This window comes from Cryobacterium sp. TMT2-15-1 (genome assembly GCF_004402345.1).
GTDB lineage: Bacteria > Actinomycetota > Actinomycetes > Actinomycetales > Microbacteriaceae > Cryobacterium > Cryobacterium sandaracinum.
Map to the genome: position 1 here is coordinate 35,043 of NZ_SOGD01000027.1, position 11,719 is coordinate 46,761.

The following is an 11,719-nucleotide window of genomic DNA, read 5'->3' on the forward strand; positions in this document are numbered from 1 at the left end:
TAGCCTAGGGAGCGACAAGAAAGGGCGTGAATGGACAAGCAGCGCGACTTCGTTCTTCGGACCATCGAGGAGCGGGGAATCAAGTTCATCCGACTCTGGTTCACGGATGTCGTCGGCACCCTCAAATCGGTGGCCATCGCACCCGCAGAGGTTGAGGGCGCATTCGCCGAGGGTCTCGGTTTCGACGGTTCGGCGATCGAGGGTCTCACCCGGTCGTTCGAGGCGGATGTGCTCGCGCACCCGGACCCGACCACGTTCCAGATCCTGCCCTGGCGCGGCGAGATCGACCCGACCGCCCGCATGTTCTGCGACATCATGACGCCGGACGGTCAGCCGGCCGTCGCCGATCCGCGAAATGTGCTCAAGCGCACGCTGGCCAAAGCAGCCGACCGCGGTTTCACGTTCTATACCCACCCCGAAATTGAGTTCTACCTGCTCAAGTCGTCCAAGTATGGCAAGAACGGCCCCGTGCCGGTGGACCACGCCGGCTACTTCGACAACGTTCCCGGCGGCACAGCCCACGACTTCCGCCGCCGGTCGGTGCGGATGCTCGAAGACCTGGGCATTTCGGTGGAATTCAGCCACCACGAGGCCGGTCCCGGTCAGAACGAGATCGACCTGCGCTACGCGGATGCGCTGACCACGGCGGATAACATCATGACCTTCCGCACGGTCATCAAGGAGGTGGCCATCGAGCAGGGCGTCTACGCGACGTTCATGCCGAAGCCGATGTCGGAGCACCCCGGGTCAGGAATGCACACGCACCTGTCCCTGTTCGAGGGCGACACCAACGCGTTCTTCGAGGCGGGCGCCCAATACCAGCTCTCTAAGACCGGCCGCCAGTTCATCGCCGGGCTGCTCAAGCATGCCCCGGAGATCACCGCCGTCACGAACCAGTTCGTGAACTCCTACAAGCGACTGTGGGGCGGGGACGAAGCCCCCAGCTTCGTGTGCTGGGGCCACAACAACCGGTCCGCCCTGATCCGGGTGCCACTCTACAAGCCCAATAAGGGGCAGAGCGCCCGCGTCGAGTACCGGGCCATCGACTCGGCAGCGAATCCGTACCTCGCGTACTCCCTCATGCTGGCCGCCGGGCTCAAGGGAATCGAAGAGGGCTACGAGCTTCCCCCCGAGGCCGAGGACAATGTGTGGGGCCTGAGCGACACCGAGCGGCGCGCTCTGGGCTACCGGCAGCTTCCAGCGAGCCTGGACCACGCGATCCAGTACATGGAGGAGTCCGAGTTGGTTGCCGAGACGCTGGGCGAGCACGTGTTCAACTATGTGCTGCTGAACAAGCGCCAGGAGTGGAAGGATTACCGCTCGCAGGTCACTCCCTTCGAGCTCGACAAGAACCTCGAGATGCTCTAACGGTCGGGAGACGAGACCGGATGGCACGGGAACAGCTGACCCTGACCGAGCTCGCCCGGGTAGGCTTCGTCGAGCTGCGAGAGGTGCGTTTCCGGCTGGACGAGGTCGGTGACCTGGGCGGACCCGAATCGGCCGCCCTGCTGCCGCTGCTCGGCAAGACGGCCAACCCGGATGCCGCCCTCGCGGCCCTCGTGTCTCTGCTGCGCCAGGCACCGCACGAGGTGCGGGCGTTGCTGCTGCACCCGGAGGCGACCCAGCGGCTGTTGCGAGTCGTCGGCGCGTCGAGCGGACTGACCGAGTTCTTCCTGCGTCATCCGGAGGAATTGACGGTTCTCGCCCAGCCGCTCACGGCCCTTCCCGACCTGCCGGAACTGATCGAGGACCTGCTGGATTCGGTCGGTACCCGAGACGGTTTCGCCAGCCTCGTCGACGATGAGGGCTGGGTCGCCCTGCGGGTGCGCTACCGGCGCCGACTGGCGCAGCTGGCCGCCTACGACCTCGAGCAGGCCGACCCGGTCGCGGGCCTGGACGCCGTCGCCCGCACGCTCGCCGACCTGGCGGCCGCCGCGCTGGAGGCCTCCCTGGCCGTCGCGCGGAGCATGTCCACCGGCCTGGTCGCGGGGCGAGGCGTATTCCCGGAGGAAGAGGTGCGCGCCACTCGGCTCGCGGTGATCGGCATGGGCAAAGCCGGCGCCGCCGAACTGAACTACGTCAGCGATGTCGACGTGATCTTCGTCGCCGAGGGTGACCCGGCCGCCGGCCTGGAAGCACCGCGCGCGGTCGATATCGCCACCCGGCTCGCGATCCTGCTGATGCGGGGACTGAATCAGCCCGCCGTCGAACCCGAGCTCTGGGAAGTGGACCCGAACCTCCGTCCCGAGGGCAAGTCCGGCGCCCTGGTGCGATCCCTCGAGTCTCACCTGGCCTACTACGACCGTTGGGCGAAGAGCTGGGAGTTCCAGGCGCTGCTGAAGGCCAGACCACTGGCGGGCGACCTCGAGCTCGGGGGTCGGTATGTGGCGGCGGTGTCCCCAAAGGTGTGGACCAGTGCCAGCCGGGAGAATTTCGTCGAGTCCGTGCAGCGGATGCGCGAGCGCGTCACCAAGAACATACCGGAGGACGAAGTCGCCGTGCAGTTGAAGCTCGGCCCCGGCGGCCTTCGCGACATCGAGTTCACCGTGCAGCTTCTGCAGCTCGTGCACGGTCAGGCGGATCCGGCGGTTCGGCAGGCCGGCACCCTGCCAGCGCTGTCCGCGCTGGCCGAGAGCGGATACGTCGGGCGCGCTGAAGCGGCCGAGTTCGCTCAGGAGTACCGCATCCTGAGGCTGATGGAGCACCGTTTGCAGCTGGAGAAGCTCCGGCGCACCCACCTTGTCCCGCGCGACGAGTCGAGCCTGCGCGTCCTCGCCCGGGCGACCGGGCTCGCGCCGAACGCCGCCCAGTTGAGCGTCCGGTGGCTGAACACCAAGCACCGGGTGCGCGGCCTGCATGAGCGCCTGTTCTACCGCCCACTTCTGTCCGCGGTGGCCGCGCTCCCGGCGGACGGGCTGGGCCTCACCAGCGCCCAGGCCGAGGCCCGGCTGGCCGCCATCGGATTCCGCAACACTAAGGGGGCCCTCGGTCACATCGCGGCCCTCACCGGCGGGGTGTCCCGACGGGCCACGATTCAGCGCAATCTCCTGCCTGTGTTGCTGCAATGGTTCTCCGAGGGAGCCGACCCCGACTACGGGCTGCTCGCGTTCCGGCGCCTGAGCGACAGTCTCGGTACGACCTACTGGTTCCTGCGCATGCTCCGCGACTCATCCGGGGCCGCCGAGCGACTCACCCGGGTGCTGTCCTCATCCCGTTTCGTCGGCGAGCTCCTGGAGACGATTCCCGAATCCGTGGCCTGGCTGGAAGACGAGGACGACTTGCGGCCCCGCAGCGCGGCCACCCTCCGTGAGGAGGCCCGCGCCGTGCTGGCACGGCACGAGAGCCCGGATGCGGCCGCCTCGATCCTGCGCACTGCCCGGCGCCGCGAAATGCTGCGGCTGGCGTTCTCGGCGATTCTGGGCCAGGTCAGCATCGACGAGCTGGCGACGGGGCTCACCGACGTCACCGCAACCATCATCGAGGGGGTGCTTGCCGCCATCCGTGGCACCACGCTTGACGGTGCGGAAGACGGTCAGGACGCCGACGGGATCGAATTTGCCGTGATCGGCATGGGCCGGTTCGGCGGCTCGGAACTGGGGTTCGGCTCGGATGCCGACGTGATGTACGTCTTCCGCCCGGGCACCCTCATCGGCGAGGCAGCCCACGACCGGGCGAAGTTCATCGTCAAGGAGTTGTCGCGGCTCACCGATGACAACCGCCTGCCTCTGGACCTGGACATCGGGTTGCGCCCTGAGGGGAAGAACGGTTCCGTCGCCAGGTCCCTCGAGTCCTACGAGGCCTATTACCGGCGTTGGTCGCTCACCTGGGAGGCACAGGCGCTGTTGCGGGGGAGAGGAGTCGCCGGCGACGCCCGGCTCCTGGCCGACTTCGAGGCCGTTGCCGACGAGGTACGGTATCCGTCATCGATCAGCGAACAGGCGATCCGTGAGGTCAAGCGGATCAAGGCCAGAGTCGAAAACGAACGGCTGCCGCAGGGCGCCGATCCCAACCGGCACCTCAAGCTCGGCCGAGGGTCGCTGAGCGACGTGGAGTGGTTCGTGCAGCTGCTTCAGCTGCAGCATGCGGCCGATAGCGCCAAGCTGCGCACCTCGTCGACGCTCGGCGCCCTCCGCGCGGCCGTCGCCGCGGGTCTGGTCAACGAGACGGATGCCGAAACTCTCACCACCGCGTGGCTCTTCGCGTCGCGCTGCCGGTCCGCGATCACCCTCTGGACCAACAAGACCGCGGATGTCCTCCCGACCGACCGCGTGCAGCTCGAGGGCGTCGCCCGGGTGATGGAATACCCGCCGGGCTCTGCCAACCAGCTCGAGGAGGAATACCTCTCGGTGACCCGCCGCGCCCGCGCGGTGTTCGAGAGACTGTTCTACGGGCCGGTGGAGCGCGCCGGCCCCTTCGGCGGGTAGGTCCGGTATAGGCAGGAGGACCGCATCCCATAGGGGATGCGGTCCTCCTGCCTATACCCGGCCGGTTGCCGGGGCTACGGTCTAGACGCCGTAGTAGAGCTCGAACTCGAACGGGTGCGGACGCTGCGCGAGCGGCTTGATTTCCATCTCACGCTTGTAGTCGATCCAGGTTTCGATCAGTTCGGGCGTGAAGACATTGCCGGCAAGCAGGAAGTCGTGATCGTTCTCGAGGGCTACGAGGGCCTCGCCGAGCGACGCGGGAACCTGCGGAATGTTCTTGGCCTCTTCGGGCGGCAGCTCGTAGAGGTCCTTGTCGACCGGCTCGTGCGGTTCGATCCGGTTCTTGATACCGTCCAGGCCGGCCATCAGTTGGGCGGCGAAGGCGAGATACGGGTTGCCCGACGCATCGGGAGCGCGGAACTCGATGCGTTTCGCCTTCGGGTTGGTGCCCGTGATCGGGATCCGGATGGACGCCGAACGGTTGCCCGCCGAGTAGACGAGGTTGACGGGAGCTTCGAACCCCGGCACCAGACGGTGGTAGGAGTTGACGCTCGGGTTGGTGAAGGCGAGTACGGCCGGTGCGTGCTTGAGCAGACCACCGATGTACCAGCGGGCGACGTCGGACAGTCCGCCGTAGCCGGACTCGTCGTAGAAAAGGGGCTTGCCGTCGGCCCACAGTGACTGGTGCGTGTGCATGCCGGAGCCGTTGTCGCCGAACAGCGGCTTCGGCATGAAGGTGGCCGTCTTTCCCCACTCGGCCGAGGTGTTCTTGACGATGTACTTGAACTTGAGCAGATCGTCGGCTGCGTGCACCATCGTGTCGAAGCGGTAGTTGATCTCGCCCTGGCCGCCGGTGCCGACCTCGTGGTGGCTGCGTTCCAGGTTGAGTCCGGCGTCAATCAGCTTGAGGCAGATGTCGTCGCGCAGGTCGGCGTGCTGGTCGACCGGGCTGACGGGGAAGTAGCCGCCCTTAAAAGGCGTCTTGTTGGCGAGGTTTCCGCCGACCTCTTCCTTGCCCGAGTTCCAGGCACCCTCGCTGGAGTCCACGGAGTAGAAGCTGGAGTGCTGGTTCACTTCGTAGCGAACATCGTCGAAGATGTAGAACTCGGCCTCCGGAGCGAAAAAAGCGGTGTCCGCGATCCCGGTCGAAGCCAGGTACTTCTCGGCCTTCTTGGCAACCTGACGCGGGTCCTTCGAGTAGATCTCGCCGTTGCGCGGGTTGTAGATATCGAAGAGCATGATGAGAGTGCGCTCGGTGCGGAACGCGTCGATGTAGGCCGTGGTCACGTCCGGGATCAGCTGCATGTCGGATTCGTGGATCGACGCGAAACCGCGGATCGACGAACCGTCGAACATCTGCCCGACCGTGAAGAACTCCTCATCGACGGTCGACGCGGGGATGTTGAAGTGCTGCTGAACACCCGGCAAGTCGGTGAAACGGATGTCAAGGAACTTGACGTCCGTGTCTTTGATGAACTTGAGCACTTCTGACGAATCGCGGAACATGCGGTTTTTTCTCCAAACGACGTGGGCATAGAACGTGTAAGTCGCGCGCTGCGGCTCCTTTGAGGCTACTGGGATGCCATTACCCGGCGGTGACGCTTATGTTTCACACATGTTACAGCGGGGCCCGCTCGGTAGACTCAGCCCGTGTCTGCCGCAGCCTCGAATTCGACCACTTTTGGACAACTTCCACCGAGCCGTTGGCCGGGGGAGCGCCTCGGCCTGCCGAACGAGGGAACTCGGTCCGTGGGGCGCGTCGGCCGCCGGATTGGCGCCCTCGCGCTGGACTGGGCCCTGGCCTACGGGGCGGCGGCACTGTTCTTCAGCACGAGCGGCGTGGTCAACGGCTTCGCTGTGACCGCCATTTTCGTGGGGCTCCAGATCGTGTTCATCCCGACCATCGGCGGCAGCATCGGCCACCGTCTGGTCGGGCTCCGGGTCGTTCCGCTCCAGCCGGGTTGGGTCGGGTTGTGGCGCCCCGTTGTGCGGTCCCTGCTGCTCGGGCTAGCGGTCCCCGCTCTGGTCTGGGACTCGGACCAGCGCGGTTTCCATGACAAGGTCGCAGGAACGGTGCTCATCCGCTCCTAGCCTGAGCCGCGCGGCGAAGTACCTAGTTCCCGCGCTGCGGACGCGCCTTTATCGGGTCGACGCCCTTGGGGATCGGCAGTTTCTTGATCATGGAGTTCAACCGGTTGTTCACGGCGAGCACCTCGGCCTTGGTCAGGGTGGACTTGATCCGGGTGAGGCGCCGGGCCAGTTTGTGCAGCGGCACGGCATCGGCGTCGGGGCCGACGCTGATGATGGTGACGGCGATGCTGCCGCCGAGCCTGGTCACCATCCGGCGCTCTTCCTCGAGCATGCGGGCCGTTCGGGTGCGCGGCCCTTCACTGATCAGCACCACGCCGCCGCGGCCGACAGCCCGGTACACGGCATCCTGAGTCTTGCCGTTGACGGCGACGGGCATCTCACTCCCCACCCAGCCGCGCTTCAACGAACCGCGCAGCACCGCGCCGACGGCGCCGGGCTGCCCTTCGATCTGCGTGTATGCGGCCTTCTCGGCCCTCTGGCCCAGGATGATGAGCATGGCGAGGATGCCGGTGAGCAGACCCGAAATCGTCCACAGGACGATGTTGAGGATGCTCCCGGGGGACAGGATAAGGGCCAGTCCCAGCGCGACCGCGACGGGCACCACGAAGCCGAGAACCATGAACAGCACGATCTTCTTGTCGTAGCGGCGTGTCATCTGGAACACCTGCCACATTTGCTTCATGCGGCCGGGCTTCTTGGGGGGGCGGGGAGTCTTGTCCTTGCTGCGTGCCATGGTTCCAAGACTACCCAGTCACCCGAATGTCTCGTGACCGATTTTTGATCAGGAGACCGCCTGTGCGAACCCGAGGGACGCGTCCGCCAGATGGCGCAGTTGCGGCGGAACCTCGCGACCGGTCGCCAGCATGGACTGGGCCCAGAGCCGGCCCGCCCGATAGGACGAGCGCACAAGCGGGCCGGAGAGCACACCGAGGAAGCCGATGGCCTCGGCTTCCTCCTTGAGCTCGACGAACTCCTCCGGCTTCACCCAGCGGGCCACGGGCAGATGACGCGCGCTCGGCCGCAGATACTGGGTGATCGTGATGATGTCGGTCCCGGCGTCGTGCAGGTCCTGGAGGGCCTGGCTGACCTCCGAGCGCTCCTCGCCCATTCCCAGGATCAAATTCGATTTCGTGATAAGTCCCGCATTGCGGCCCTGGGTAAGGACGTCCAGGGACCGTTCGTAGCGGAATGCCGGCCGGATTCGCTTGAAGATTCTCGGGACGGTCTCCACATTGTGGCCGAACACCTCGGGCTGAGCGGAAAAGACCTCGCCGAGGTGGTCCGGGTTGCCGGAGAAGTCCGGGACCAGAATCTCAACGCCGGTTCCGGGACTCTGCTGGTGGATCTGCCGGATGGTCTCCGCGTAGAGCCAGGAGCCCTCGTCGGGCAGGTCGTCGCGGGCGACGCCCGTCACCGTGGCGTAACGCAGATTCATCTTGACGACGGATTCCGCGACGCGGCGCGGCTCATCCGTGTCGTACTCGGCAGGTTTGCCGGTATCGATCTGGCAGAAGTCGCACCGCCTCGTGCACTGTGACCCGCCGATCAGGAAGGTCGCCTCGCGGTCTTCCCAGCATTCAAAGATGTTGGGGCAGCCGGCCTCCTGGCACACGGTGTGCAGGTTTTCGCCCTTCACCAGGTTTTGGAGCTTGCGGTACTCTGGTCCCATCTTCGCCACCGTCTTGATCCAGGCGGGTTTACGTTCGATCGGCGTTTCCATGTTGCGAATCTCAAGGCGGAGCATCTTGCGTCCCTCGGGCGCCGCGCTCATGCCGACACCGCCCAGGCGGTCTCGAACTGGGCCGTGATGGGGGCGATGAGATCGGCCGGGTTCACGTCGCGGCCGACCATTCTCGAGATGGTGGTGACGCCGGCATCCTTGATCCCGCAGGCGATGATGTGGTCGTACGGTTCGAGCGAGTTGTTGCAGTTGAGGGCGAAGCCGTGCATGGTCACTCCTTCCGCGACGCGGATTCCGATGGCGGCGATTTTGTCTTCCCGGCCCTCCGGGCCGACCCAGACTCCTGAACGGCCCGAGATTCGGCAGCCGACGATGTCGAAGCCCAGGAGGGCGTCGATGAGGATTCCCTCGAGGAGGCGCACGTAGCCGACGACGTCGACGGGCTCCCGGAGGCGAATGACCGGATACCCGACCAGCTGCCCGGGGCCGTGCCAGGTGATCTTCCCACCGCGGTCGGCGTCGATGACGGGGGTTCCGTTTCGGGGCCGCTCCTCGGGAGCTGTGCGCTTCCCGGCGGTATACACACTCGGATGTTCGAGAAAGATGACGGTGTCCGGCCTCTCCCCGGAGACGACGGAACGGTGGACTGCGCGTTGGAGCTCAAGGCCCTCAACATACGGCACGGAGTTGGCGCTTAGCCCCGCGACGACAAAGTCGAGCATTCCCTCATCCTAAACCCCGGCGTTCCTCCCCACGGGGTCGGCGGCCCGGTTGTCCCCGAAACGAGTCCGGATCGGCCGGGAGGGGAGCGGCGAGGCCAGCATGTCCGGTATGAGAACTCGCGGTCGACGCGTCCGCAATCCGGGGCCCGCGTCCCCGCCCCACTCGGCCGGCGCGGTGCCCGGCGGCGGCCCCGCATTGGTCGCAGGTTACCGCGTTCTGCGGCGCTTGGCGTCCACCGACCGGGCCGACCTGTATGTGGGCGTGGCGCCGTCCCGGTCGACCTCGACCGGGGACGAGGCGCGGGAGTGGGAGCAGGGTTGCTCCACGACATCCGTCGTGCTCAAGGTCTTCCATCCGGGAACGGAGGACGTCTCGATCGAACGGGAGGTCCAAGCCCTGACCACCCTGACGGTCGGACGGCTGACCACGCTCGTCGACGTCGGCACCCTGGCCGATGGCCGCACCTGCCTCGTACTGGAACAGCTCACGGGCGGGTCGCTGAGCTGCTTTCTGGAGGGCCGCAGACACTTGCTTCCCGGGGAGGTGGTCACGATCCTGGCCCCGATCGCGGCCGCATTGGCGGAGCTGCAGGCCATCGGCCTGATCCATCCGGCCGTCAGCCTCGCGAGCATTCTCTTCGACTCCAGCGGGCGCCCGGTCCTGACCGGGCTGGGAGAGCTCCGGGCGCTGCCCGAGGCCGGTCGCGGGCGGCCCGAGGCGCTCGCCCTGGTGCACGGTCGGCTCGCGCAGGTCATCCGGACGGTGCTCGACCACGTCGATCCCGTCGTGCCGGTCCCGTCGGTCCTCCGCGACCTGGAACGGTGGTGCGCGGTGCCGGCCGCTGGCTCGGCGGCCCGCGCCTGGGGCGAGCTCGAGCATCTCCTGTTCGCCTGGGCCGAGGCCGTGCCGGTGAGGCTGGGCCGCAGCCCCGAGGCCGTCAGCGGGCCGCTACCGGCCGTCGACTGGTACCGGAGACCTCTGACTGATGATGTCGTCGGGCGTGCTCCCACGGTGAACGTCCGCCTTGCCGCGGAGGCGTCCCGGGCCAATCGGATGTTCGGCAACCGGGCCTCGCGCGTTCGCACGGCGCTTCGCCGGCTGCGGGAAGGTCACCCGGCCGGTGGGCTGAAGTCGCTGCTGGGCCGGGGGTTCCGCCTCCGCCGTGGGCCGCTGCTCCTCGTGGCCCTCATGACCCTGCTGAGTATGGGACTGGCGCTGGCCGCGGGTGGATCAGCGCACACCGACGGAGCGCGGCCGAAGGCGTCAAAGCCGGCCGAGTTGACCACGGCTGACGGCGACCCAGTAGACAGTGACGGGTCCCCCCAAGAGGAAGCCGTGGTGACCGGTGACGACCCGGTGGTTGCGCTTCCGGCCCTGCTGCGGGTCCGGAACGGGTGCCTGGCGAAGGTCTCGGTGGTCTGCCTCGATGCCGTGTACCAGGCGCAATCGGCGGCTCTGGCGGCCGACAGCTACACCCTGCGCATGATTCAACAGGGCGGCGGGGCCGCCGAACACGAGGATTTGTCGTCGTGGGCGGCGGTTCTGGTGGAGCGAATGGGGGATGTCGCACTCGTGTCGCTTCAGGCCCCGGATGCGGAACGACAACCGGCCTCGGTCCTTGTGGTCAAGGGCGAGGCCGGCTGGCGAATCAGGGATATTTTCGACTACTAGTCGAGGTCCGGTCTCACGGACGACATCGACTAGATACCGAGGTTTGCTTCGAAGGCACCTGCCTCGAGACGCTGCTTCATGGTGACGAGGAAGCGTGAAGCATCCGCGCCGTCAATGATGCGGTGATCATAGGACAGAGCCAGAAACACGGTCGAGCGGATCGCGATCGCGTCGAGGCCACCCTGGCTGACGACGATGGGCTTCTTGTAGACAACCCCGGTGCCGAGGATGGCGCTCTGCGGCAGGAAGACGACCGGGGTGTCGAAGAGCGCACCGCGCGAACCGGTGTTGGTCAGCGTGAACGTTCCACCAGACAGCTCGTCGGGCTTGAGCTTGTTGTCGCGGGTGCGCTGGGCGAGGTCGGCGATCTGAGCGGCGAATCCGGCCAGATCGAGGTCGCCCGCGTTGCGCACGACCGGGGTCAGCAGGCCGCGTTCGGTGTCGACCGCAATGCTGATGTTCTCCTGGTTCGGGTACACGATCGTGTCGCCGTCGATGGTGGCGTTGATGATCGGGTTGGCCTGCAGTGCCTCGGCTGCAGCGAGAGCGAAGAACGGCAGAAAGGACAACTTGTTGCCCGTCTTGGCGTGAAAATCGGCTTTCACCTGATCGCGAAGAATCGCGACCCGAGTGACGTCGACCTCGACCACCGTTGTCAACTGAGCCGATGACTGCATCGAGATGACGGCGCGCTCGGCGACGACCTTGCGCAGACGCGACATGGGCTCGGTGGTCCCACGCAGGGCGGAGACCTCCACGGCCGGAGCTGTTGCTGCAGCAGTCCCGACGGGAGCGCTGGCCTGCGCGAGCGCGATGTCCTCCTTGCGGATGCGTCCACCGACACCGGTTCCGACTACGCGGGACAGATCGACACCGGCCTCGTTCGCGAGTTTGCGGACGATGGGGGTGACGTAGCCGGATGTTCCCGCGTGCGATCCGCGGGAGACGGCCGGCTCCGACGCGACCACGGGGGCAGCGGCAGGTGCCGGGACGGCGACAGGAGCAGCGGCAGGTGCCGGGGCGGCAACGGGTGCCGCGACCGGTGCGGGCGCGAACACCGGTGCGGGTGCCGCGACGGGCTCGGGAGCGGCGACCGGTGCGGGTGCCGCCACGGGTGCCGGTGCCGCCA

At 66.8% G+C, this 11,719-nt stretch carries 9 protein-coding genes; 4 read left to right on the forward strand and 5 right to left on the reverse strand.

Annotated elements, in window-relative coordinates:
• The first annotated feature begins 30 nt into the window (after positions 1-30).
• Together E3O62_RS06200 and E3O62_RS06205 are read left to right on the forward strand one after the other, a co-directional pair.
• Positions 31-1,368: a glutamine synthetase family protein gene (locus E3O62_RS06200; protein ID WP_134395892.1), complete on the forward strand. Its 1,338-nt coding sequence runs from the start codon at positions 31-33 to the stop codon at positions 1,366-1,368.
• Positions 1,369-1,388: 20 nt separating this feature from the next.
• A complete protein-coding gene (locus tag E3O62_RS06205) occupies positions 1,389-4,424 on the forward strand; it encodes a bifunctional [glutamine synthetase] adenylyltransferase/[glutamine synthetase]-adenylyl-L-tyrosine phosphorylase (RefSeq protein WP_134395893.1) in 3,036 nt (1,011 codons plus the stop codon).
• Between the two features lie 81 nt (positions 4,425-4,505).
• Here E3O62_RS06205 and glnA read toward each other — a convergent pair whose 3' ends face one another.
• Positions 4,506-5,930, reverse strand: a complete 1,425-nt coding sequence (gene glnA / locus E3O62_RS06210; protein ID WP_134397896.1) for a type I glutamate--ammonia ligase — start codon at positions 5,928-5,930, stop codon at positions 4,506-4,508.
• A 144-nt stretch (positions 5,931-6,074) separates the two neighbouring features.
• Between glnA and E3O62_RS06215 the strand changes: the two genes are divergently transcribed.
• Complete coding sequence (locus tag E3O62_RS06215) at positions 6,075-6,515, forward strand: RDD family protein (protein ID WP_104101960.1); 441 nt, start codon at positions 6,075-6,077, stop codon at positions 6,513-6,515.
• Positions 6,516-6,537: 22 nt separating this feature from the next.
• On the opposite strand, the gene E3O62_RS06220 is transcribed toward E3O62_RS06215, so the two are convergent.
• The 3 genes from E3O62_RS06220 to lipB are packed head-to-tail and all read right to left on the reverse strand — an operon-like array spanning position 6,538 to position 8,918.
• The gene (locus tag E3O62_RS06220) at positions 6,538-7,248 is read right to left on the reverse strand and encodes a DUF4191 domain-containing protein (RefSeq protein WP_134397897.1); all 711 of its coding nucleotides are present in this window, start codon (positions 7,246-7,248) and stop codon (positions 6,538-6,540) included.
• A gap of 48 nt (positions 7,249-7,296) precedes the next feature.
• Positions 7,297-8,286 (reverse strand): lipoyl synthase, encoded by a 990-nt coding sequence (gene lipA / locus E3O62_RS06225; RefSeq protein WP_134395895.1) that lies wholly within the window; start codon positions 8,284-8,286, stop codon positions 7,297-7,299.
• Positions 8,283-8,918 carry a lipoyl(octanoyl) transferase LipB gene (gene lipB, locus E3O62_RS06230; RefSeq protein WP_134395896.1) on the reverse strand — a complete coding sequence of 212 codons (636 nt, stop codon included), beginning with the start codon at positions 8,916-8,918 and terminating at the stop codon, positions 8,283-8,285. The genes lipA and lipB overlap by 4 nt, the downstream gene beginning before the upstream one ends.
• Positions 8,919-9,027: 109 nt before the next feature.
• Here lipB and E3O62_RS06235 point away from each other — a divergent pair, with 109 nt between their 5' ends.
• The gene (locus E3O62_RS06235) at positions 9,028-10,590 is read left to right on the forward strand and encodes a protein kinase (RefSeq protein WP_134397898.1); all 1,563 of its coding nucleotides are present in this window, start codon (positions 9,028-9,030) and stop codon (positions 10,588-10,590) included.
• A gap of 29 nt (positions 10,591-10,619) precedes the next feature.
• Here E3O62_RS06235 and E3O62_RS06240 read toward each other — a convergent pair.
• A partial coding sequence (locus E3O62_RS06240; protein WP_134397899.1) for a 2-oxo acid dehydrogenase subunit E2 occupies positions 10,620-11,719 on the reverse strand: 1,100 nt, incomplete at its 5' end.

Coding starts and splice junctions, on each gene's coding strand:
- E3O62_RS06200 (WP_134395892.1), top strand. CDS start 31: ATGGACAAGCAGCGCGACTTCGTTCTTCGGACCATCGAGGAGCGGGGA.
- E3O62_RS06205 (WP_134395893.1), top strand. CDS start 1,389: ATGGCACGGGAACAGCTGACCCTGACCGAGCTCGCCCGGGTAGGCTTC.
- glnA (WP_134397896.1), bottom strand. CDS start 5,930: ATGTTCCGCGATTCGTCAGAAGTGCTCAAGTTCATCAAAGACACGGAC.
- E3O62_RS06220 (WP_134397897.1), bottom strand. CDS start 7,248: ATGGCACGCAGCAAGGACAAGACTCCCCGCCCCCCCAAGAAGCCCGGC.
- lipA (WP_134395895.1), bottom strand. CDS start 8,286: ATGAGCGCGGCGCCCGAGGGACGCAAGATGCTCCGCCTTGAGATTCGC.
- lipB (WP_134395896.1), bottom strand. CDS start 8,918: ATGCTCGACTTTGTCGTCGCGGGGCTAAGCGCCAACTCCGTGCCGTAT.
- E3O62_RS06235 (WP_134397898.1), top strand. CDS start 9,028: ATGAGAACTCGCGGTCGACGCGTCCGCAATCCGGGGCCCGCGTCCCCG.